Genomic DNA, 23,590 nt, shown 5'->3' with positions numbered 1-23,590 from the left:
TACAGGTGTAGGTATGTTTGAAGTCGTGAAAAGGAGAGGGCTATGATTTCTGTATTCGACACAAATCCTGTTGTTTTTGAAAGTACGGATCGTATATTAACGGTTAGTTACAATGGTGTACTCTGTAAAGATTCGAATGGACAAGTTATAACTGACATTGATTTTGATGATGTAAATGAGCTTCATCTTACAAGATATTTAAATTCAAATAGTAACTATTCGATTATATTTAGAGACCATAATTGGAAAAATATAGAAGGTCAAGATTTAGATACTGACCGTACAGATTATAATACTGGTCATAATATTCGTGAAACCAAAGCAATCATTGCTGCTTTTGCTCGCCATAAATTGACAGCGGACTTCCCTGCGAATTTAGATACTCTTCAATTGCCACTAGATTACTCCTATATGGGTAAACGAGAAATTACTATTAAAAACGGTGTTATTTCGAATGGTAAGGTAGATATTCCTATTAATGAAATTCGTCGCGTAGTGTGTGCATCTAATGGTACAATTAGTAAACTATTAGTATATAAAGAAGAAAAACCTAGTTCTTTCTTTAAAAAGATTTTCGACAAATGTGATATGAAAATTACGTTGAATGCCATTACGTTGCCTTTGTTGGAAGCTATCGTAACGCGCAATACAGGTCATGGTATCGATTTCACTCGTGGTAATGGCTTTGATCAAAAAGATTCCAATTATATTATCATTCGCTATCTTGATTCTGGATTCTTCCTTGAAAAAGATGGTACAGCAACAACAGAATGGCAAAAAACTGCGGCGGAAACAACGGCAAAATTTAATTATGATGTGAAAACATTATTAGTGTAATAAAGATTTTTAATTTAAATTAGGAGATTCCATGTCTGTATATCAATTTTCCCTGCCTACTAAGTCTGGTGAATTACAATCCTTACAAACTTATGAAGGTAAGGTTCTTATCATTGTTAACACGGCAAGCAAATGTGGATTTACTCACCAATATGAGGGTCTAGAGGCTCTTTATAAGCAATATAAAGAGCAAGGATTAGAAATTATTGCTGTTCCTTCCAATCAATTTGGAGAGGAAGAACCTGGTTCTAATAACGAAATCCAATCTTTCTGCAAATTGAATTACGGTGTTACTTTTACCGTTATGGGGAAAGCAGATGTACGCGATGAAAGTGCATTAGACCTTTTCAAATACATGATACGAGAACAACCATTCCAAGGCTTCCCACCTAGTGATAAAACTGAAATGCTTACAGATTATCTCAATGGTATCGATCCTAATTATTTAAAGGACGATGAGGTAAAGTGGAACTTCACTAAGTTTGTTATAGATCGTAAAGGTAATGTGGTAGGGCGCTTCGAGCCTGTTGTAAAACCGATGGAAATGGAAGCTTTCATTAAAAAACTCATTTAGTAGAGTCATTAGTATGGTAAAGAAAAGAACCGCTAGTTTTTGTAACTAGCGGTTCTTTTGTGTAAATAAATAAATACATATATATTTATTTATTTTTGTTTATACATAGTAATGTAAGGTTTTATGTGAATAGGAAATAAAATTTCCTAGGAGATTTTTGTATCTTTATGGGCTTAAAGTATGTTTTGAGGCTCATCCTCAAAGATAAATCCTGTCATCGATAGGGAACCCAAACTATAGGTTTGATTAAATACAGTCGGTTTTGTACTTTCACTAGCACCCATAATATAGATTAATGGCAGATAGTGATCTGGTGTAGGTGCAGCATAGCTAGCCTGAGGATGTCGAGTGTAATTAACAATAGCATCTATATCGTTTTTTAAGACGGCCTTAGAAATATATTGGTCAAACTCAATTGTGGCAGAGGTGCCGGATGGATTATCCCATTCTATGCGTCTTAGATTATGAACGATGTTGCCGCTGCCCATGATAAGATAGCCTTCATCGCGTAATGACTGAAGCTTTGTTCCTAGTTGATAGGCTTCTTTTGGGCTTAGGTATTTATTGATAGATAGTTGGACAACGGGAATCGATGCATCAGGGAACATGTGAACTAACACAGTCCACATGCCGTGATCGATACCCCAAGTGTCATTTATAGAAACGGAGTTACCCAGTAATTTTTGTACTTTTTTTGTTAAATTGCTGTCACCCTTTGCAGGATACACAACTTCGTAAAGTTCTTGAGGGAATCCATACATATCGTAAATTTGCTTTGGGTTCTCTGCGCTTTGAACATAGGTGTCATCTGCATACCAATGGGCAGAGATGGCAAGTATGGCTTTTGGTTTGCCATAGTTGTTAATTATATTTTGTCCTATACTTTTGAAAGTATTTGTTGTTTCTGTATGTTCTAAAGCCATCATAGGGCTGCCGTGACCGACGAATAGTGTAGGCATGCGTTTCATAATATCACCTAATCCTTCAATTGATAATGTGTAATCTGTTTAATGCTGTAAAATTGATACAATTGTTTAGCTATAAATGTTGATGACTAAATCTAATAGTTATTGATTCACCAACCGATAATTGTATTTAGTTAGTAAGTTTATTATATATTGGTGCAAATATTTTGAATAGTAGAATTATTTGAGATAGGTACTATCAAATATAATAGAATTGTGATATTTACTGATTAAAAAATTTTCAAAAATTTTTGTACCCTAAAAAATGATACTATAAAATACTTGCAATTCTAAAAAATTGTGATATGATTTGAACTACATTAAGTGGAAATATTTCTAATACCGAAATAGAAATTGTAGTGTAGCTATAAAGAGTAGCTTAGTTATAGATGTTAATTTTGTTATAACAAGCTACTTAAGCTAGATATATAAGGAGAATGACAATGGCAGAGCAACTTGTAAATGTTCATGATTTAGTGGGGCGGTGTCCTTTTGCAACGAGCCAAAAGTTATTGGCTGGCAAATGGTCTTTGTTGATTATGCATGAATTATCTGAAGGTCCTGTGCGCTTCCGTGAATTAGAACGGAGATTACATCCAATCACACAAGCAACACTTACAAGAGCGTTGCGCCAAATGGAAGATGATGGCCTTGTACATCGTGAAGTATATGGAACCATTCCACCAAAGGTTGAATATAGCCTTACCGAAGTGGGGGCTGGTTTTAAAACTGTGTTAGCTTCCCTTGAAAACTGGGGTAACCAATATATCGACTATATGAAAGCCGCTGGCCGCATCTAAGAAATGCCAGCGGCATTTCTGCCCTTATTATGATACATATGGGGCACTATATATTTGATAAGACTTTAAAAAAGTTCTTTATATGTGTCATGAATAGCCATTTGTTTATGCCATGCATTTAGAAAAATATGGTATAATAAAAAATACGAATGATATAAATTCTCAATAAATTAGAGGTATTGATAATAATGTTACATGTTACTTTTTTAGCGCATAGCGGATTCCTTGTAGAGGATGGTAAGCGTTGCTATGTGTTTGATTATTATAAGGATCCTAATAATATTGTTTGGCAGTTGGCTAAACGAGGTCGTGAACTTTGGTTCTTCGTAAGTCACACTCATGGAGATCACTTTAACCCATCCATTACGGAGTTTGATGGTCCTCAAACGCGCTATATTTGTCATCAAGATGTGCCGTTAGAGGGCAAGGTAAAAAAATGTATTACCATGCGCCCTGGCCAAGATGCACTATTAGATGATGTAGGCATCCATATGTATGGCAGCACCGATGAAGGTGGCTCTTTTTACATAAAGACAAATACGGCGAATATCGACTCTGACTCTATCTTCCATGCAGGAGACCTTAACTGGTGGCATTGGCTTGGTGATACGCCAGAAAACAATGCGGATGCAAAGCGTATGGCTTGGCGTGAGTTCAAGGAATTAGAGGGCTTGTCCGTAGATGTAGCGATGTTCCCTGTAGACAATCGTTTGGAAGACGCTATGGAATGGGGCAGTATTGAATTTTTGCGCCGTGTACAGGTGAATAAAGCCTTTATTCCAATGCATTTGAATGGTCCATTATGGACACCGTCTGTGTACTTTAAAGCTCTCTTTGGGGAGGTGTCGATTTGGGAACCTCAAAAAGATGGCGATGAGGCTACATTTTAGATTGTAGATATAAGTGTGAAAGTCCGTAGACCTCGAGGTCACTACGTTATATAGGAACAGTCTATATGCGTAATTGAGTAAGTTAGGATCAAGTGATGATGAAAACTAAACCAGTGGCAACCACCCTGTTGGTTGTCATGGCTATTATATTTTTAATTTCATATCCGCAGCGACATGATACATTTTGGGCCTTTATCATGCATATCTCTGGGGCAGCTATGATAGGCGGCCTCGCGGACTGGTATGCAGTAACGGCTCTCTTTACGAAGCCTTTAGGCATTCCTTTCAAAACGGCAATCTTGCCGCGCAGTAAGGAACGATTAATTCAGATAGGCCGCACTATGCTCAGCGAAGAGCTATTGCGCGTGCCACAGATGTATTATGCTATCAAAAAAGAACGTGTTATGGTCCGTATCGTTGAATACGGCATGAGCGATGTGGGACAAGTTCAAATTCGAAATCTCTTGTACGGTGTGGGCAATCAAGTTTTATCTCATATGGATATTGAACCGATGCGCCAAGAGATTAATAAGGCCATTTATAAGGGGGTTACAAACTGGAAAGCAACACCCCTTGTTATTCTCTTTGGTCGTTGTATGCTAGAACGTCACACAGCAAGCGTGTTTTGGCTTTATTTTAACCGCACATGTCAGCGTGTTATCGCATCAAATCAGGTATATCCCTATTTGTATCGCGTCATGCTAGACATTATGAAAACTTATACAAAGGATTCTTTCTTTCGTGAATTGGCCATCGCCTTTGGCGGAGATGGACTTTCACCAGAACGATTGGTAGAAACGGTACAGAAAAAGGCCGTTCAATTCTTGAAGGAAAATGAATCTATTGACTCTGCATTGGGACGCTATGTATGGGGCCAAGCTATTCGCTTTTTCAATAATTTGGAAACTAATACAGAGTGGCAAGCTTTCATTGAAGAACATAAAAATCAGTGGATTAGAATGGTTCTTGAAGAATGGGAAGGCAAACTTATCGATGGGGATACATTGGATTGGAAACGCCTCATGGACATCGTTATGGAGCGCTTTAATGTGCTCGGTACCGAAATTTTGTTGAATCCAGACAAGCAGGCGCCTTTTGAGCGGTTCTTCTTGTTGCGTAGTATTCCGTGGTTGCAGAAATTGAACCCCCTCATCGACAGTGTGGTAGGTCAAGAATTATCCCGCTATTCGCCTGATGAAATCACTCAAATTGTTCGCGGCAAAATGTACTATGACCTTCAAATGGTGCGTATTAATGGTTCCCTTATAGGGGCTGTCCTTGGCGGCATCTTATACGGTTTGACCATCATTGTAGAGGGGGTGCTCAAATGATTAGTTATTTGAAATCCCTTACCTTGAAACAGCGTGCTAATGGCATTTTAGGCTTGACTGCCGTATTGTATTGTTTTGCTTTTGTAGGACAATTTTTCTTTGGCTATGAAAGTTGGTATCAACCGTTGTACTGGGCTGTTCAATCTGCCCTCATCGGTAGTGTGGCTGACTGGTTTGCTGTAACAGCATTATTCCGTAAGCCACTAGGTTTCCCATATCATACAGCGCTAATTCCTCGAAATAAAGATCGCCTCATTAATGGTGTTATTAAACTTGTAGAGACGAAGATGCTTACCAAGGAGCGCTGTAAAGTATTATTGAAAAATGTGCAATTTGTGCCATTGTTTGAGAAGTTCTTGTTGTCTCCTGAGGGGCAGCGAGCAGCACGCCTTGTGATTCATCAAGGACTACACCTTTTATGGAAATCTCAAACTAATGAAGAATGGGCACAATGGGGGGCAAAACGCATTCGTGGATTGCTTCAACAACATTCTCTCGTGCCCGTTTTGAAACACGTATTACTTGATTTATGTGAGCATAATCGCTATGAAAGTATGGTTGTGCAAGTTCTAAACGTGATTCAAGAACGGATTAATCATCCGGCTATGGTTACTTGGCTTACCGCTGTCGTAGCAGAAGAGGCACATAAGAAAAAGCGAAAAGGCTTCTGGTCTGATTTCCTTATTTCTATGTCCGAAGCTACCGATGTAGTAAACTATCAAGAAATGGCAGAGGCTATTGTCCAAGAGGCCTATGCGATGCTGGAAAGCTGGAAACGGCCCAATAGCCCCGAACGAACAGCTTGGTTGCGACAATGGGTAGAACCAATTCGTAATATTGAAGAGAACCATGAAGTCTGCGATGCTCTTAATGAAGCGTGGGAACGCTGGATTCGCGAACAAGATTGGGAATCTGTTATCGAAAACCATTTATGCCCTTATATAGAAGAACTATTGCTCGTAGGGGATGAAAACGGAGAAACTCCGGCTCAGGTTTTAGTTAATATTGCTCTTGAATTATGGAATGTATACGGTCAATCGGACGATCTTAGAAATCGTATTGAAAAAACCTTACACGATATTGGCGACTACGTACTTGAACAAGGGTATGACCTCATTGAAACTATCATACGTCAAGTATTAGGTGGCCTCAGTACAGATAAATTTATTTACTTTATTGAATCTAAGGTGGAGGACGATCTCAGCTGGATCCGCATTAATGGTGCTATCGTTGGTGCTGTAGCGGGTCTGCTTGTATGGACCTTCTTAGAATATGTATATATGCCGTTTTGGCAACAATTTGTAGGCTAAAGTTAATTATCTATAATAAGTTGCTTTAAAATTAAATACACAAAAACTAGCATATAGAAGGAGCTTCTATATGCTAGTTTTTTATGGTTTAATTAATTCTATATTATAGGCTTTTAAGATTAAAATCGATATAGAAAAGGGACTGACCAATGGTCAGTCCCTTTTATGTTATTCTTCCGTTGTGTTGTACGGCAATCGCACTGTAAATGTAGTCTTTACTTGTGGTTCACTCGTGGCCGTTACTGTGCCATGGTGTAAGTTAATAACTTTATTTACAAAGTATAGACCTAGACCTATACCGTGATTAGATTTTTTGTTTCGCGATTGTTCCGTCTGATACATCCGATCCCAAATATGATCCAGAGCTTCAGGTTCGATGCCAATACCATTATCTGTTACGGTAATGACTAAGTCTCTGCCTACTAGTTTAGCCGAAATATCAATAGTAGAGTTTGTAAACTTAATGGCATTGTCCACTAGGTTTGTGATAGCTCGACGTAATGATACTTCGTGAGCATTCATATGTAAATTAGGCTCAATATGAGATGTAATCGTAATCTGTTTATCTGTATTTTCTGTACAGAGTCTTGTATAGTCGTGGACCATATTGGATAACATCAATGATACATTGACAGGTGCAAAGCTTAGACCTTGTGCATTTTCAAGGCGGGCTACATCAAGCAGTTGGCTTACGAGGTTAGTCATGAACTTAGCTTGCTCTAAGATATGTGTTAAACCTTCCCGTAGATCTGCTTCTGTACGACCGTATTTTAAAGCAAATTCACTTTCTGCTTTAATAACGGCAATTGGTGTACGTAGCTCGTGAGATACGTCAGAACTAAATTGTCTCTCACGATTGGAAGAATCCTCAAGACCTGAAATCATACGGTTAAATGTTGTAGTTAGTTCGTAGATTTCATCTCTCGCTGTGCGAGCCGGAATGTCGATACGACGGCTCAAGTCGTTGTTCTTACCGATGACTTTAGCTGTTTTTGTTAAAGTTCGGACCGGTTTAAGTCCTTTTTTGATGAAAAGATAACCACCTAGGGAGGAAATCAGTAAAAAAATAATATTCCCTAACAGTAAGCTGTATAAAAGGTTTTCCGTCTTTTTAGAGGCTGTTTTTACTTTTGTAACAGCACGCAAAATACCACGATAGTTTGGTTCGTTAACCGGTGTATCGTAGTAGTAGAAGGTATCATCACCAGCAGCAATTTCACCAACTTGGCCTAAGGAAAGGATTGTTTGGTTTGGAAACCCATCTGGCAAGGCGCCTTTAATAATATAGCCGTCTTGAGTTGATACAAAGAAAAATGTATTATCTTGGTACGGTTTAAACTTGCGAATATCCGTAGCCATAATCATCGCTTGTTGTTGTAAGCGTTCGCGCACTTCTTTATTGTCGGATTCATGTGTATATGCGTAAATCCATGCGGATGCAACCATCAAAATGATAAGCAAAAAGATGGTATACCAAGACATAATTTTAAAGGTTAGGGGCAGCCGATTAAATAAATCGGTGGCTGCCCCAGACATGGTATCTAGATCTCGGTGAGGATCATTAGTTTTCTGTTTTGAGGACATACCCTACTCCACGAACCGTTTGAATGAGTTTTACATTCTCATCAGTATCAATTTTCTTGCGCAAATCTTTAATGTATACGTCGATAAGGTTAGAGTAGCTTTCATAATCGTATTCCCAAACATGGTCAAGGATTTGTTGACGAGATAATACGATATTTTCGTTACTTGCTAAATAGAATAATAGGTCGAATTCTTTTGCAGTCAATGTAATTGTTTCGCCGTCGCGTTTAACAGTACGTTGAGGAACATTGATGGTAAGTGGACCTACATGGATATCGTTTTGTGCATGACGCGCATTACGACGAGCTAATGCATAAATACGAGCAGTTAACTCTTCAAGATCGAAAGGCTTTACAAGATAATCATCTGCACCAGTGTTAAGGCCTGTAACTTTATCTTGCAAGGAATCCTTTGCTGTTAAAAGCAATACAGGTGTTGTATTACCGTCGTTACGCATTTGTGCAAGAGCACTGATACCATCGAGGATTGGCATCATAATATCCATTACGATAACGTCATAGCTAGATGTGTTAACGTAATCGATCGCTTGTTGCCCATTGAAGCATGTATCAACTGTCATATTTTCTGCACGTAAATATTTAGCCGTGATACCATTCAGCATTTCTTCGTCTTCTACAAGTAAAATTTTCATTCTCTGTTCTCCTTATGTATGATTTAAAAATATAGCTCTCCAACTACATTAATTATAGTCATTATATATATATATAAACTTTCTTTTTTTGAAAGCCACAACACCATATAAGGGTGACTATATATATAATATTATATAACTTATTTATCTATTATCATACCTTATACAATAGTAATGAGCAAAAGATGAATGTACATGCGAGTTTACAAGACTTTTCTTCATTTTTGAAAGCCTTAAAAATGGTGAAAGACTGAAACTTAATGAATTCTACTAATGAATAAAATCTAACTATATCGAAGATTGCCGTATGCGCATAGATGAGGGTGATTTTATCGATTTTAGATGATGTGCGATAAATCACTAAAAAAACTTATGATAATTATTATCACAGAAATAAATGCTTGTTATGAACGGAGAAATACGATAATTTTCGATGATTAAATTCGAGGTAAATTTAGTAGGAATTTAATGGATATTAATTATTAGGAATGGTTAGCAATAATTAAAAAGCTAGTGTTTATGCGAATTCTATAGATACCAAAGGAAATAAAAATATAGAAAAATTTCGGAACCGAACTACTTTCGTAAAATCCTTAACTTCTTGTAAAAATTATTCATATAGGTAATTTTTTGACTCCTCTTTTTACCTTAAAAATGCTAAGTGAAATAAATTATCAATTAGATTAATCAAAATTAATTATGCATAATAGGGTTTAGACATGACCTGAAATGCTCTCTATAATTATAGGTAAAGAAATAAGAAAAATCGCATAAGTATGGGGTTTTTCTTGAAAGAAAAATGATTAGGTTATCAAAAATTTTTATAAGTTTTTGAAATGAGATAGTCTAACAGGTTTCTTATTAATAGGTAGTTATGAGGAGGTCATTATGGAACAGTTTGATGTTCTAGTAGTAGGTAGCGGTGGCGCCGGCATGCGTGCGGCTCTTGAAGTAGGTCGTCGCAAAGGCTTAAAAGTAGCTCTTATTACTAAAATTTTCCCAACTCGCTCTGCAACAGCAATGGCGCAAGGCGGTGTAAATGCATGTTTGAACAACGTTGCAGCTGAAGATACAGTTGAAACTCATACTTTCGATACTGTAAAAGGTTCTGACTATCTTGGCGACCAAGATGCAATCGAATTCTTCTGCTCTCGTTGTCCAGAAGGCGTACTTGAAATGGACCACATGGGTGCTCCATTCTCCCGTACTGAAGAGAATAAAATTGCGCAACGTAACTTCGGTGGTCAATCCTATCCACGTACTTGCTACTCTGCGGATAAAACTGGTCACGTTATTTTGCACACAACTTACGAACAATGCTTGAAAGAAGGCGTACACTTCTTACAAGAATGGTATCTTTTAGATCTTGTTAAATCTGCAGAAGGTCACGTTGGTGGCGCTGTTGTGTGGAACATGAAAGAAGGTAAAGTAGAACAAATTAAAGCGAAAGCTATTATCTTGTCTACTGGTGGTGCAGGCCGTATCTTCTGGACTCGTACTACAAACCCATTCCTTTCCACAGGCGATGGTATGGCAGCAGCATTCCGCGCTGGTAACGGCTTGAAAGATATGGAAATGATCCAATTCCATCCAACTGGTCTTGGTCGTACTGGTATCTTGATGTCCGAAGCGGTTCGTGGTGAAGGTGGTTACCTTCTTAACGCTGAAGGCGAACGTTTCATGAAAAAATATGCGCCTAACAAAATGGAATTGGCATCTCGTGACGTTGTAGCGAAAGCGATCGAAGATGAAATCGCTGCAGGTCGTGGTTTCGGTTCTGGCCTTAACGCATATGTAGTAGCTGACCTTCGTCACTTGGGCCCTGAAGTTATTATCGAAAAACTTCATGGTATCCGCGACTTAGCTATGTGCTTCGAACATTGCGATCCATTGACTCAACCGGTACCTATTCGTCCTACATGTCACTATACAATGGGCGGTATCGACGTAGTGGATTACAAAACTTGTGCATGTGAATTGCCTGGTTTGTTCGCTTCTGGCGAAGCATCTTGTATCTCCATCCACGGTGCGAACCGCTTGGGTGGTAACTCCTTGGCAGACGGTGTAGTATTCGGTAAGGTATCCGGTGCTGGCGCAGCTGATTATGCTGAAACACATGAACAACCTAACGTAGATGCGGAACTTGCTGCAGCTGCAAAAGCTTGGGAAGCTCGTTTCACAGAAGTAACATCCCGTGAAGGCGGTCGTCCGGTTGTAGAAATCCGCGATGCATTGGCTGATGCAATGTGGAATAAAGTAGGTATCTTCCGTAATGAAGAAGGTATTACTGAAGCCTTAAAAGAAATCGAACAATTGATTGAAGATTATAAAACTTGCTATGTAGGTGACCCTGAACGTACTTACAATATGGCATTCGTAAACTATTGTGAAATCGGCTCCATGTTAACAGTAGCAAAAGCTATTGCTATGGGCGCTTTACACCGCCGTGAATCTCGTGGTGCTCATATTCGTGAAGACCATCCTAAACGTAATGATGAAAAATACTTAAAACATTCTTTGATCAAATTAGGTGCTGACGGTCAATACGAATTAACAGAACGCGACGTAGTGTTCACTAAATACGAACCACAAGAAAGGAAGTACTAAGATGAGACAAATCACCTACCATATTCACCGTTACCAACAAGGTCGCGCGTTTGTACAGACTTTCAAATTTGATTACGAACCTGACCGTACAATCCTCTGGGGCCTTCAAAAAATTAAAGATACACAGGATCCAACATTGACATTCTTGGCAGCTTGCCGTTCCGCAGTTTGCGGCGCTTGCTCCATTCGTGTAAACGGCGAAGCGATGCTCGGCTGTGAATCTAAAATCGATGAATTAACAGAACGTTATGGCACAGACGAATTGACAATCGCTCCGATCGGCAACTTCCGTGTTATCCGTGACTTAGTTGTTGACTGGGAATCCAAAGTTGATCGCTTGAAAACAGTTGCTCCTTGGATTTTCCTTAAAGCTGAATTCAACGAAGGGGACAAAATCGTTCGCCAAACTCCAGCTGACTTCAAAAAATTCGTTGCTGGTACAGAATGTATTCTTTGCGGTTGTTGCGCATCTGAATGTAACAAATTGACTGCACGTCAAGATGACTTCTTAGAACCATATGTATTCACAAAAGCTAACCGTTTCGTATTGGATAGCCGTGATGATGCACCTATGGCTCACATTCAACCTGCATTCGACAATGGCCTTTGGAAATGCGTTCATTGCATGAACTGTATCTCCCGTTGCCCTAAACACTTAAAACCTGCTCAAGATATTTCCAACTTGCGTAAAGAAGCTACAAAAGCTGGTCTTACTAACAGCAAAGGCGTTCGCCATGCAGTTGCTTTCAAAGAGGACCTTTACAAAACTGGTCGCTTGAAAGAAGTTTCTATGAGCTTGAAATCTGATGGTGTTGTTGATTCCGCTAAACAAGCATTCTATGCTTTACGTTTGTGGAAACACAGCAAAATCAATCCATTCGAACTTGTAGTACCTCAAAAACCTGTAAATGGTATTGATGGTGTTCGCAGACTTATGAAAGCAGCTGAGGAGGTAAGCAAATAATGAAATACGCATTTTTCCCAGGTTGCGTTCTTGAAAGCGCTGCCAAAGAAGACTACTTAGCAACAGTTGCTGTAGCTAAAAAATTAGGCATCGAGTTGGAAGAACTTGACGGTTGGACTTGCTGTGGCGCGTCCCACGTTCAAGACATCGCTCCAGAAATTACACTTGCTACAAATGCTCGTAACATTGCATTGGCAGAAGAAAAAGGTTTGAACCTTTTAACTGTATGTAACACTTGTACTTTGATGCTTCGTGAAGCTAAAAATGAACTTGATGCAAACGAAAAAGAAAAGAACGAAGTTAATAAAAAATTAGCTCAAATCGGTAAACAATACCGCGGTACAACTGATATTACTCATTTCTTATGGGTATTGATCCGCGATTACGGTTTGGATAAATTGAAAGCTAAAGTTGTTAAACCGTTAACTGGTTTACGTGTAGCTGAATACTATGGTTGCCATATTCTTCGTCCTCAAACTGAAATGGGCTTCGAAGATTATCAAATGCCTACATCCTTAGCAGATTTAATCTCCGCTATCGGTGCTACACCAATCGACTTCTCCCGTAAACTTGATTGCTGCGGTTTCCATGCTGTATACCCTGCACATGATTCCGTAATGCAAATGACTGGCTCCATCAATAAAGATGCGGCTACAGAAGGCGCAGATTGCGTAGTTACTCCTTGCCCACTTTGCCAAATGCAACTTGATATGTTCCAAAAAGAAGCTAAAGAAGTTGTAGGCGGCGGCAAAGATATGCCAATCTTGCACATGTCCCAATTAGTAGGTCTTGCTCTTGGCATTTCCCCTGCTGAAATGGGTATGCCTAAACGTCATTTAACTGATACTGCAGCAGTGACAAAATTTGTAGGTTAATTCGTTTGATTTAGACATGATCAGAGTTGGTCTATATAGTAGTCTGAATCTAAACCTATTATCATAATTACCAGAAAAACCCCCTAGCTTAGGCTAGGGGGTTTTTCTTTTCTAAAAATGGAATTTCAGTAATGTTAATAGTAATAGGTTTGGATTTAATTGTACTGAATTATAAATCGTGAAATGTATATAAATCGATAAATGTAAAATAAATACAGTAAAATACTAACTTTATAAATAAATTTGATTTTGATATCGATTGATAATTGTAGTATAATAAGTACACAAATTGTATACACTTATATGAGTAATAGCTAATATGTTGTAATTCATAAATTATTATAATGCTATATATATACTAGACTATACAATATAATTTTGGGAGATATTATATTGGACATGCTAGTCATTATGCTTTGAGAGGGCGATTAGCATTATAGAGTGTATATACGGGGGGAAATAATGAATGATATGCTATTAGAATATATTGATCGAATGATTGATCAAGAGACAGAACATCGTGTTTTTTCTGTGGATTTTAACAACAAACAGTACTTTGTAAAACAGGATATAAGTAACCATCGCTCTAGTTGGATTAAGCCCGCACCTAGAGCTTCTTTTGATTATGAGTTTTACAAGATTTCTTTTGTGAATACGCAATTGCCAGTAGCTCCTGTTATTGTTGGTTTTAGAGAACATTATTTTGTTACAGAAGCTTGTGGTAAAACGTTAACATATTATAGCCAATTGCCCGCTCAACATCCAGAGGATGATAGTTTGCAGGATATGTTAAGTCATATTTTTTATATGTTTGGCAAGACATTAGGTCAGTTGCATGATTATGGCTTGAGTCATGGCCGTCCTGCTATGCGCGACATTACCTATGAGCCTGAACTAGATAAGATCACATTGCTCGATTGGGAGAATAGCCGTCGTTGGCCTGAGTTAACACCGCAAGGCTGGGATTTACTCGTCTTCGTTCACAGCTTCCTTCGGGAGGATAATTTACCTATTTCTTACCTATATGCTATGATGAATGGCTATAGCTCAGCCTGTACAGCCCGTGAGACAGTGCTACATATAAAAGACATTTTGCGTAAACATGAATATCTTTTTAAATTCTGTCGTATGTTAAATCCTCTACATTTTGTGGACACTGAAGCTGCTGTTAAAGCATATGACTTTATATTGGCGTTGAAAACCGAATAATATGTATTTGAATAGTACTCGTAATAAGAGCACTTTATAGACCTTTACTGGTGATATCTAGAATATTAATCTTCTAGATATCATTAGGTAGAGGTCTTTTTCTATTTCAATTTATAGTATTACAGTCAGAGTTCAGCTACTTTCACCATAAGTACCTTAAATAACGGCAAGGGGGTTGTCGAACAAGGCCCTCAGGAATATAAGAGGGTGAAAGGAGGTGATACGATGGCTAACATTAAACGCACTAAATTGGTGTTGCGTTTTAACATCGGTACCGAAGATGCGCCGAAGTACAAAGACGTAACTTATACTCGTGTTGCAGAAGAAGCGTCTGACGATAATGTGAAAACCGTTGGTAATGCGCTGGCAGCCTTGTATGACCACAGCTTGTCCGACGTGGTCCGCGTCAATGAAGTATCCTTAGGGCATTAAGGGTAGAGTTTCTACTCATTCTTGTTTTAGGTGCTCCAAACACATTTTATTGCTAGATTCGTACATTCTCAGATAGTCGTAAAGAGGTGTAGAAATAGCAAGTCCACACATTCCCATCCTTATTGATATGAATCGAAGATACGTATACTTGTAATCTAACATGTTTACAGCCTATCTAGATTCGATGAACTTGTTTATGAAACGTGAAAGGAGGCGCCCACATGGCGGAAAAACGCGTTGTATATCTTACATTTTCTACGGTCGGTGGTAAAAGCACATCAGTCACAATTAGTGCTCCTCGTGCTGGAATTACTTTACAAGATGCTAAAACAGCGGCTAATGCGTTAGTGGCTAATAAAGTAATTCTTGGTTCTGGTGATGCAGAATTAGCAGCATTTACTACAGCTCGTGAAGTAAAGACACAAACTACTGAATTGCAATAGTACTGCTTCTATGCTGTAGTCTAGAAAGGTACAAATATAATCTAAAGGTAGTATAAAAGCGATCATGGAGAAATCCTGGTCGCTTTTTTTGCGCATTAATTGAGATATAAATTCAAAATTATTTCAGATTCATAGATTATAATGTTCTCTAAAGTGCTTGTTATACATATAAGATTGGAAAATGTAGTATGATGTGATAGACTTATTAAGTGATTTTATTTATCAGTTTAAAATAATTTGTTTTAATTGAATAGAGTTTGTTAGGGGCGAAAATAAGTTTATAGAATTGAGCTGTTAATAAAGGAGGTTTACGATGAAAGAGGCTTGGGAATTATTTTTACATGGTGGATTTGTTATGTGGCCGTTATTAGTGGCACTTATCATTGCCGTGGCTATAGCGATTGAACGTATAGCTTATTATCGACAATTGAAGCGGGAAATGTTTGCTCTGAATGATGCATTAGAAGAGAGCGAAATGAACTGGCAATCCTTATTAACTACCTTAGAATCTAAATATACAGCTAATATTTCGTATAATCTACCTCGCGTGCTTGGACAGTGTCAGGATCGTAATGTATTGCAGTCTAAAATGGAGGATATGATGGCTCATGTTTATACGCACGCTTCTCGTGGCCTTGATTGGCTCTCTACCATTGTTACGATAGCACCATTATTAGGCTTGCTTGGTACTGTAACGGGTATGATTGGTGCCTTTCAGGTATTCGGTGCTGACGGTACGGTACCTACTGCTATTACCGGTGGTGTGGGGGAAGCCCTTGTCGCAACTGCTTCCGGGCTTTGCGTGGCTATTGTAGCGTTATGTTTCCATGCTGCATTTACCCATCATGTACGCATGACGATATCTCGTTTAGAAGATTCATTTTCTCGTGTTTTAGATTCTTATGATCGGGGGCATGCTGCATGAAACGAATGAGTCGTATGGAGGGAGAAAAGCCTACTTTAATGGTTATTCCTATGATTGATATCATCTTTTTCTTGCTCGTATTTTTTATGATTAGTACCATATATACAATTCCACAACAATCCTTATCTATTATGCTGCCAAAAACGAAAACGCAGCAGTCCGCTGAGTTGCGTCCGGTTTTAATTGATTTTGAAAAATCTGGGCAGCTGATGATAGATGATGGGTATGTGACGAAAGAACAGCTTATTAGCTCTGTGAAAGCCAAGATTGGAGAGAATAAAAATCAAAATTTCCTTATTCGTGCCGATAAGGATTTGAGCTATGGCAAGGTCGTGGAGTTAATGGATGATATGAAAGTAGCCGGCGCTGTAAGTATTAGTATTGCCACTGTTAATAAATAGGTGATGCTATGCCGAAAAAATATGTAGATGTGTGGAAATATCCACATATGACCTATAAAAAAGCTTTTGTTATTGCTACTATTATCAGTATTATTACGGTTGGTGTTGCTTTTATTTCCTTTTCTGATTATATCGAATCTCAAATGACCGGATCTTTGCAAATTAATTTTCTAACGGAACAGGAAGCGGAGAAACAAGTAGAAGAAATTAAAGAGCAGATTAAAGAAGAGAAGGTTCATGAGCTTCAATACCAAAAAGAATTGGAAAATAATAAAGTTCAACCTGATAACGGTGGAGCCGGTCACGGAGGACAAAATGGGAACTCTGCTGTTCCTACAAAAAGTGATGTAAGTCCGTCTAGTCAACAAGCGCGTGTTGGTGAAACAGGTACTATTAAACAATCTTCTGTCGGTAGCAATACGGGGAGTGGACTTGTCGGGCCTGAAGGTCCTGGAATTGGGTATGCATCAACAGGAAGTGGAGAAGGGCTTAGCGATCGTGAGGGTACAGGAAGCACCGAAGTAGATGTCGGTGGTGGCGGCACATTTAGTTATGATGGATATTGGAGTAATTTACAAAGTGCAATTAATAGTAATTACCCTACAGATGCATACACTATGGGAATTCAAGGTGATGTAACACTAAGAATTTATTTTGCCCCAGGTGGCAGTGTTGCCAGTGTGGAAGTTCTTAATTCTGATGATCCTATGTTATCAGAGCATGCTATGGAATATGCTCATAGTGTGGGTGGCGCTGAAAATTCTACAGGTACACAACAATATGCAGATATCACAATTCACTATAATTTATAAGTATAATGAAAAACTAGTGTCTTTATGGATACTAGTTTTTTTATATGTATATATATTACTTTGATAACATAAAATAATATTGATAGTTATTCCTGATGAATATATAATTGAGATTAGATATCGTTTTATACTATTAGAGCCCTAATATATTTTCTGGAGGTGTGTGATGAAAAAGTCATGGGCAGCACTATTGTGTGTTGTATATCTAACGTCTGTTGCAGGTGTGGTAGGTGCAGAAAATAATAGTTCTACAAGTGTAGATAGTGTGAATGAATCTCAAAATACTGTAAGTGATGAGCAGTCAAGACGCATGAAAGATATTACGGTTACGGCTACTCGTACGGAGGCATTAGTTCGCGATGTGCCAATTGCGACAACGATTATTTCACAAGAAGAAATTAAAGATCGCCAATATCGTAATTTAGAGCAAGCCTTACAAAGTGTGCCAGGCGTTGCTTTCAGCACCGATGCTCATGGTGGACAAAATATTACGATGCGTGGCGCCGAATCTCGTCATACATTAATTCTTATTGATGGACGACGTGTTACGGGAGAGTTGACGAAAACGAGAGCTAATGCCATGGGCTGGCTTCGTCAAGGCATGGATAATGTGGAACGCATTGAAATAATTCGTGGTCCGTCGAGTGCCCTTTATGGTTCCGAGGCGAACGGTGGGGTTATTAATATTATTACAAAGCAATCCAGAAAGCCAAGTGTAGAGGTTAATACTGAAATCTCTCGGCGTGATGCATCGAGTGCGACGGGATATAACTTCAATGTATTGGCTCGTAGCGGACAACAAGGAAAGTGGAACGGGTCGATCGGTGCCGGTATTCGCAGAAATATAGCGGGAAATAATGATTCTGGATCGGATAATAACTATCATGGTGACAGGATACCGCTTCATTTTGACGTATCTTATCAAGCAGGAAAACGGGATAAATTTTCTTTCTTTATAGATCGAGAAACTGAAGACTTGGATATGTATACGAGAAAAGGCAGTGCTTTAACTCAATCGGTTGATAAAAATACGACTACTACAAGCACAGGTCTTCGTTGGAATGGTCGTCGCGGTCGGTCATCGCTTATGGTGCAGTCTTACTACAATCATTACAAAGACACTTATGACCAATATAAGCGCACGGGTGGCATAAAAAAACTATCCATTTGGGATGAATATTATAATAAAGAATGGATTACAGATGCACAGGTTAACACGGCAATCGATAAGAAGAATCTATTGACTTATGGCGTTCAATTCCGCCGTCAAGAAGCGATTAGTACGCGTATTAATAACGGCTCCATTGCATGGTCGAGAACTCGAGAAGGCATTACAGATACCGCGGGTAAGGCAACCATTAATTACGGTAGTTACTTTGTGCAACATCAATGGAAACCTAGTCGCAAATGGGTGATTATTCCTGCGGTTCGTTATGATACGTCAAATACATTTGATAGCCATTGGTCGCCTAAGATTGGTGTTACCTATAAAGCAAATGATAGTCTTCGCTTTAAAATGAACTACGGTGCAGGCTATTCCACACCTGGTATGACAGAAATGTATCATCATTGGCTTATGGCATCTAATGTACCGAGAGGGCGATTAGGGGCTTTCGATATATATTTGCAAGGTAATCCTAATTTGAAACCTGAAAGCTCTTATAACTTTGATTTCTCCGTAGAAAAAGATTGGAAACGGACAAATGTTAAGGCGTCCTACTTCCACAATGTTATTAAAAATTATATTGAAAGCGGTGCCAGTCGTATTGATATGGCAAATCGTCGTATTTATATTTCGTATTCCAATTTACCTCGTGCTGTATTGCAAGGTGTGGAATTATCTGTAAATCATAAACTCAATGATAAATGGGATGTATTCGGTAACTATACTTATTTGGATGCAAAGAATGACGTTACCCATAATCGTCTGTTAAACCGTGGTCGCCATGTATTTAGTGGTGGTGTTAATTATCATCAAGGTCGCTGGACTGGTGCGTTCTGGGGTAACTATTACATTAATTATCTTGATGGAATCGATGCTATCGTTGTTAACCCACGTCTCAGCATTCCGAAAAAGAAAAATATTCAAACTTGGAACGTCATGGTTACTCGTCAGTTGAATGATAATGCATCCATGTATGTAGGGGTTGAAAATATATTTGGTGAAAAACAAGACTTACGGGATATTCATGGCGCCACTTATCGAATGGGTCTTAACTTGCGTATGTAATAGTGAGATATTAATGTACGCATGAAATGCTGACCTTAATGTATGAATGAAATAGATGCGTATGTATTGGCGTATGTAATATAGTCGCATTAATTTGAAACTATAATGTATGAGGTTTAGCTTGCATAAGTAATCTGCGAGGTGATCATTATCAATAAGCCGTTATTATGTTTATTGGGGATTGTTGCTGTTGTGGGAGCTTTCACTACGGCTATAAGTTTTGAAGGTAAACGTGAGGTATTCAGCGAGGCAGGTGCTATTCAGATTGAAGATGATACGAAGCAAATTGTGTCGTTGCCAAGTGTAGCAAGTCGTGTAGTATCTATTTCTTCGGCGGATAGTGAATTACTCATCGCTTTAGGTGTTAGCCCCGTAGGCGTAGTAAATTCAAGGGAGTTACCGGCAGATGTACAAGCTAAAATTGCACAGTATCCGAATATGAATAGTGCTGTATCTCCAAGTATTGAACGAATTATTATGTCCGACCCGAATCTCGTTATCGGCATTGCCATGCCGTTTCAAACGGCGTTGCGCAAAGCATTTAATGCGAATCATATCCCTAGCTTTTACCATCTATCCTCCAATTATGATGACATCATGGACCATATTCGGCATGTGGGCACCATGACTGGTCATGATAGGGAGGCGGCTGCATTGGTCCAGAAATATAATGATATCCTATCAGAAATCATACAGCGGCATAAAGATGAATCTGCGCCGCGTGTCCTCATCGTTTTTGGGACGCCTACGAGTTATCAACTAGCCTCCAGTAAAACATATGTGGGAGATATTTTCCAAAGATTAGGAGCAAAAAATGTGGCTGATGTATATTTGCCACAAGATGTATCGGAGAATGCTTTGGATGGATATATTCCGCTTAATCTGGAGACGATGGCCGTTCTTGATTGCGACAAGGTTATCTTGATTAATCATGGCAGTAGCGGTGAGAAAGATATAGCAGCTTTTAAAAAGGCTTTTAAAACGCCGGCATGGCAAAATGTACCTGCTATTGCTAATGGGAATATAGAGGTCTTGCCGGGTCCGTTGTTCGCGTCGGTGCCGACCGCCCGAATGGATCAAGTGTTATTATATGCGGAAAAGGTGTTATATGGACAATCTCATTAATGTGCAGGAACGTCGTGGCTTACGCGTTTTTGTGGCTGCGCTGATTCTGTTAATAGCAGGTGTGTTGCTGAGTATGAAATTGGGCGCTGTTCCATTAACTTGGAGCGAATTATACCAAATCATAACTGGTGGCGATACATCAAAAATTGGTCAAATTATCATGACTATACGCTTACCACGTGTTGTAGTGGGCTTTTTAGCGGGCATGAATCTTGCCTTAGCTGGCGTGATTTTACAAGGTATCTTGCGAAATCCTTTGGCAGATCCCGGCATTATCGGTATTACCTCTGGCGGTGCTTTGGCGGCTATGATTATTATGATTCTCATGCCTACTTACGTTATGCTTGTTCCTATTGGTGCTTTTGTTGGTGCGTTAGTGGCATCGTTTTTGGTTTACGGTATTTCTTGGCAAGGTGGACTTAATCCGTTGCGCCTTATCTTAGCCGGTGTGGCTGTAGCGGCTTTCTTCGGCGGGTTTAATACGATTCTGTCCGTGTTTTATCCGGATCGTGTTCAAGGAACGGTGAGCTGGATGGCAGGTGGTTTTGTAGGGCGCAGCTGGGACGATGTGATGATGATCTGGCCTTATACGGCTATAGGTATTATTGGATCTATGATATCTATCAGATGGCTTACATTACTCAGTTTAGGCGATGATACAGCACGTACCTTGGGGGTGCATGTTGAAAGATGTCGATTGTCCTTGCTCGTATTAGCCTCTTTGTTAGCCGCATCAGCAGTGAGCGTGTCGGGGATGTTGGGATTTGTAGGTCTTATAGTGCCTCATGTGGCGCGCCTCATCGTAGGTGTGGATTACCGTTACTTGATTCCTACGTCCATGGTCTTTGGTGGTATATTAATTGTTTATGCAGATACATTGGCGCGCATGATGATTGCGCCTGGTGAAATTCCTGTAGGCGTACTGATGAGCTTCTTGGGTGCTCCATTCTTCTTGTATCTATTGAAAGGGGTGGGGCGAAGATGAGTGTGTTAATCGTCGATAATATAACGGTAGGCTATGGAAAACGATTGATACTGGAGAATCAATCCATCGTTTTTGATAAACCGGAAATAATATCTATTATCGGTCCAAATGGTTCGGGAAAATCAACGTTTTTGAAAGCTTTGGCGCGGCTTATCAAGATAAAACAAGGGACTATATCGTTAGATGGAAAATCTTTACATTCGTGGAATACAAAGGAATTAGCGCGTCATATAGCTTTGTTACCGCAAATTACGACCGCCCCTGAAGGAATGTTAGTTGAGCAGTTGGTTCGATCCGGACGAAATCCGTATGTATCGATTTTTAAGGAACTATCTGATGTGGATTTAGCTGCTGTGGAGCAGGCGATGAAATGCACAGATGTATGGAAATATCGGTATCGGCACATAGGGGAACTATCCGGCGGTGAACGGCAGCGCGTATGGCTTTCATTAAGTTTGGCGCAAGAACCGAATATTTTACTTCTCGATGAACCGACTACTTATCTTGACAGTCGTCATCAAATTGAGTTGATGGAGCTAGTTAAACGCACACAGCGGGAACGAAATATTATGGTCGTTATGGTGCTCCATGATTTGAATCTGGCTTTGCGCTATAGTGACCGCATTATTGCCATCAAAGAGGGGGCTATCGTCGGTGATGGAGCTCCGCATATGATGATGACCGCAGAAAATCTAGCGAATTGGTTCGGCATTAAAGCGGATATTTTACAAAGTCCTCGCAGTGAAGAAACATGTCCTATTTGTGTACCGTATGGCCTTGCTTAAATAGAGGAACTTAAGTGCCATATACCTAGCTGATTGGCAGCTGTTTTTAGCGAGATGTACACAATAGCAAAAAAAGTCCATTACGAAAATCGCATACTGTTTATACCTTAAAGAGGCCCCACCTGTGGTGAGGGTCTCTTTATTATGGTAAAATATATGGTATACCAAATGGTTGGGTGAAATTTTCACGAAAACGATGTACTGGAATTAGTACATTATAGAACCCGGATGGGGATTATTTAATGAGGTAAAACAGTGGAATATATTATTTCGTTTATGGAAACATATGGCTATACGGCCATGTTTATTGCAATGGTTCTAGAAAATGCTAACGTTCCTATTCCGAGTGAAATCGTACTTGGTTTTGCGGGGTATTTGATAGCTCAAGGCATATTTGATATGCATACGACAATGGTGGTAGGTATCTTAGCAGGGATTGTTGGTTCTATAGTATCCTACTGGATGGGTGAGCATGGTGGGCGCCCTTTATTATTGAAATATGGTAAATATATATTTTTTAATGAACATAAATTTGAACTGGCAGAAAAGATGTTTAATAAATATGGCGGTGTAGCTGTATTTTTTGGTCGACTTTTACCCGGTGTTCGTACCTTTATCTCCTTCCCAGCAGGAATGGCACGCTATCCCATGTGGCATTTCATCATCTGGACGGTACTCGGTACGATTCCTTGGACGATTTTGCTCGTTTACTTGGGCAAGGTACTTGGTGAAAATTGGCAAGACCTTATCGAGTACAATCATGAGTTCTTGATTGGTATGATCGTTGTATTTGTCATTATAGCTGCAGTACTGGGCTTTAGATACTATCGTAATCGTCGATAAGGAGACCCCTT

General features: G+C 39.2%; 23 protein-coding genes. 20 read left to right on the top strand and 3 right to left on the bottom strand.

Features of this window, described 5'->3' with window-relative positions; translation table 11 throughout:
• Positions 1-42: 42 nt before the first annotated feature.
• Complete coding sequence (locus VPHSUH08_RS08545; RefSeq protein ID WP_008602116.1) at positions 43-837, top strand: hypothetical protein; 795 nt, start codon at positions 43-45, stop codon at positions 835-837.
• 31 nt (positions 838-868) lie between these two features.
• Positions 869-1,411 (top strand): glutathione peroxidase, encoded by a 543-nt coding sequence (locus tag VPHSUH08_RS08540; protein ID WP_004694635.1) that lies wholly within the window; start codon positions 869-871, stop codon positions 1,409-1,411.
• A gap of 173 nt (positions 1,412-1,584) precedes the next feature.
• Here the strand turns inward: VPHSUH08_RS08540 and ygiD are convergent, their stop codons facing one another.
• The gene (ygiD, locus tag VPHSUH08_RS08535) at positions 1,585-2,379 is read right to left on the bottom strand and encodes a 4,5-DOPA dioxygenase extradiol (protein ID WP_060918948.1); all 795 of its coding nucleotides are present in this window, start codon (positions 2,377-2,379) and stop codon (positions 1,585-1,587) included.
• A 440-nt stretch (positions 2,380-2,819) separates the two neighbouring features.
• On the opposite strand from ygiD, the gene VPHSUH08_RS08530 reads away from it, so the two are divergent.
• The 4 genes from VPHSUH08_RS08530 (at position 2,820) to VPHSUH08_RS08515 (ending at position 6,707) form a co-directional block, all read left to right on the top strand.
• Positions 2,820-3,176: a helix-turn-helix domain-containing protein gene (locus tag VPHSUH08_RS08530; protein WP_004694640.1), complete on the top strand. Its 357-nt coding sequence runs from the start codon at positions 2,820-2,822 to the stop codon at positions 3,174-3,176.
• A 188-nt stretch (positions 3,177-3,364) separates the two neighbouring features.
• Positions 3,365-4,066 (top strand): MBL fold metallo-hydrolase, encoded by a 702-nt coding sequence (locus tag VPHSUH08_RS08525; RefSeq protein ID WP_105087228.1) that lies wholly within the window; start codon positions 3,365-3,367, stop codon positions 4,064-4,066.
• 95 nt (positions 4,067-4,161) lie between these two features.
• Positions 4,162-5,397, top strand: a complete 1,236-nt coding sequence (locus tag VPHSUH08_RS08520; protein ID WP_004694645.1) for a DUF445 family protein — start codon at positions 4,162-4,164, stop codon at positions 5,395-5,397.
• A complete protein-coding gene (locus VPHSUH08_RS08515; RefSeq protein ID WP_004694647.1) occupies positions 5,394-6,707 on the top strand; it encodes a DUF445 domain-containing protein in 1,314 nt (437 codons plus the stop codon). Before VPHSUH08_RS08520 ends, VPHSUH08_RS08515 begins: the two co-directional genes overlap by 4 nt.
• A 168-nt stretch (positions 6,708-6,875) precedes the next feature.
• Here VPHSUH08_RS08515 and VPHSUH08_RS08510 read toward each other — a convergent pair whose 3' ends face one another.
• Positions 6,876-8,291, bottom strand: coding sequence for a HAMP domain-containing sensor histidine kinase (locus VPHSUH08_RS08510; RefSeq protein ID WP_038150483.1), 1,416 nt, complete (start codon positions 8,289-8,291; stop codon positions 6,876-6,878).
• Positions 8,269-8,943: a response regulator transcription factor gene (locus tag VPHSUH08_RS08505; RefSeq protein ID WP_004698139.1), complete on the bottom strand. Its 675-nt coding sequence runs from the start codon at positions 8,941-8,943 to the stop codon at positions 8,269-8,271. The genes VPHSUH08_RS08510 and VPHSUH08_RS08505 overlap by 23 nt, the downstream gene beginning before the upstream one ends.
• 888 nt (positions 8,944-9,831) lie before the next feature.
• Between VPHSUH08_RS08505 and VPHSUH08_RS08500 the strand changes: the two genes are divergently transcribed.
• The 14 genes from VPHSUH08_RS08500 (at position 9,832) to VPHSUH08_RS08435 (ending at position 23,579) form a co-directional block, all read left to right on the top strand.
• Positions 9,832-11,550: an FAD-binding protein gene (locus VPHSUH08_RS08500; RefSeq protein ID WP_105087227.1), complete on the top strand. Its 1,719-nt coding sequence runs from the start codon at positions 9,832-9,834 to the stop codon at positions 11,548-11,550.
• Between the two features lies 1 nt (position 11,551).
• Positions 11,552-12,514: a succinate dehydrogenase/fumarate reductase iron-sulfur subunit gene (locus tag VPHSUH08_RS08495; protein ID WP_004698188.1), complete on the top strand. Its 963-nt coding sequence runs from the start codon at positions 11,552-11,554 to the stop codon at positions 12,512-12,514.
• Entirely contained in the window at positions 12,514-13,389 is an 876-nt protein-coding gene (locus tag VPHSUH08_RS08490) for a CoB--CoM heterodisulfide reductase iron-sulfur subunit B family protein (protein ID WP_058948263.1), read from the top strand. Before VPHSUH08_RS08495 ends, VPHSUH08_RS08490 begins: the two co-directional genes overlap by 1 nt.
• A gap of 462 nt (positions 13,390-13,851) precedes the next feature.
• Positions 13,852-14,598 carry a serine/threonine protein kinase gene (locus VPHSUH08_RS08485; RefSeq protein ID WP_021148714.1) on the top strand — a complete coding sequence of 249 codons (747 nt, stop codon included), beginning with the start codon at positions 13,852-13,854 and terminating at the stop codon, positions 14,596-14,598.
• 225 nt (positions 14,599-14,823) lie between these two features.
• Positions 14,824-15,030, top strand: coding sequence for a DUF1659 domain-containing protein (locus tag VPHSUH08_RS08480; protein ID WP_009352393.1), 207 nt, complete (start codon positions 14,824-14,826; stop codon positions 15,028-15,030).
• Positions 15,031-15,251: 221 nt separating this feature from the next.
• Positions 15,252-15,473, top strand: a complete 222-nt coding sequence (locus tag VPHSUH08_RS08475) for a DUF2922 domain-containing protein (protein WP_021148713.1) — start codon at positions 15,252-15,254, stop codon at positions 15,471-15,473.
• Positions 15,474-15,786: 313 nt separating this feature from the next.
• Positions 15,787-16,398 (top strand): MotA/TolQ/ExbB proton channel family protein, encoded by a 612-nt coding sequence (locus VPHSUH08_RS08470; RefSeq protein WP_105087226.1) that lies wholly within the window; start codon positions 15,787-15,789, stop codon positions 16,396-16,398.
• The gene (locus tag VPHSUH08_RS08465) at positions 16,395-16,799 is read left to right on the top strand and encodes a biopolymer transporter ExbD (protein WP_105087225.1); all 405 of its coding nucleotides are present in this window, start codon (positions 16,395-16,397) and stop codon (positions 16,797-16,799) included. Before VPHSUH08_RS08470 ends, VPHSUH08_RS08465 begins: the two co-directional genes overlap by 4 nt.
• An 8-nt stretch (positions 16,800-16,807) precedes the next feature.
• A complete protein-coding gene (locus VPHSUH08_RS08460; protein ID WP_105087224.1) occupies positions 16,808-17,611 on the top strand; it encodes a cell envelope integrity protein TolA in 804 nt (267 codons plus the stop codon).
• Positions 17,612-17,777: 166 nt separating this feature from the next.
• Entirely contained in the window at positions 17,778-19,841 is a 2,064-nt protein-coding gene (locus tag VPHSUH08_RS08455) for a TonB-dependent siderophore receptor (protein WP_105087223.1), read from the top strand.
• Between the two features lie 141 nt (positions 19,842-19,982).
• Positions 19,983-20,966, top strand: a complete 984-nt coding sequence (locus tag VPHSUH08_RS08450) for an ABC transporter substrate-binding protein (RefSeq protein WP_105087222.1) — start codon at positions 19,983-19,985, stop codon at positions 20,964-20,966.
• Entirely contained in the window at positions 20,950-21,951 is a 1,002-nt protein-coding gene (locus VPHSUH08_RS08445; protein ID WP_105087221.1) for an iron ABC transporter permease, read from the top strand. Before VPHSUH08_RS08450 ends, VPHSUH08_RS08445 begins: the two co-directional genes overlap by 17 nt.
• Positions 21,948-22,736: an ABC transporter ATP-binding protein gene (locus VPHSUH08_RS08440; RefSeq protein WP_105087220.1), complete on the top strand. Its 789-nt coding sequence runs from the start codon at positions 21,948-21,950 to the stop codon at positions 22,734-22,736. The genes VPHSUH08_RS08445 and VPHSUH08_RS08440 overlap by 4 nt, the downstream gene beginning before the upstream one ends.
• 255 nt (positions 22,737-22,991) lie before the next feature.
• Positions 22,992-23,579 (top strand): DedA family protein, encoded by a 588-nt coding sequence (locus VPHSUH08_RS08435; RefSeq protein ID WP_004694680.1) that lies wholly within the window; start codon positions 22,992-22,994, stop codon positions 23,577-23,579.
• Positions 23,580-23,590: the final 11 nt, after the last annotated feature.

The sequence above is a fragment of the Veillonella sp. S13054-11 genome (assembly GCF_002959795.1).
GTDB classification, from domain to species: domain Bacteria; phylum Bacillota; class Negativicutes; order Veillonellales; family Veillonellaceae; genus Veillonella; species Veillonella parvula_E.
The sequence above is the reverse complement of the archived record's forward strand: the minus strand, read 5'-3'. Positions and strand labels throughout refer to the sequence as shown.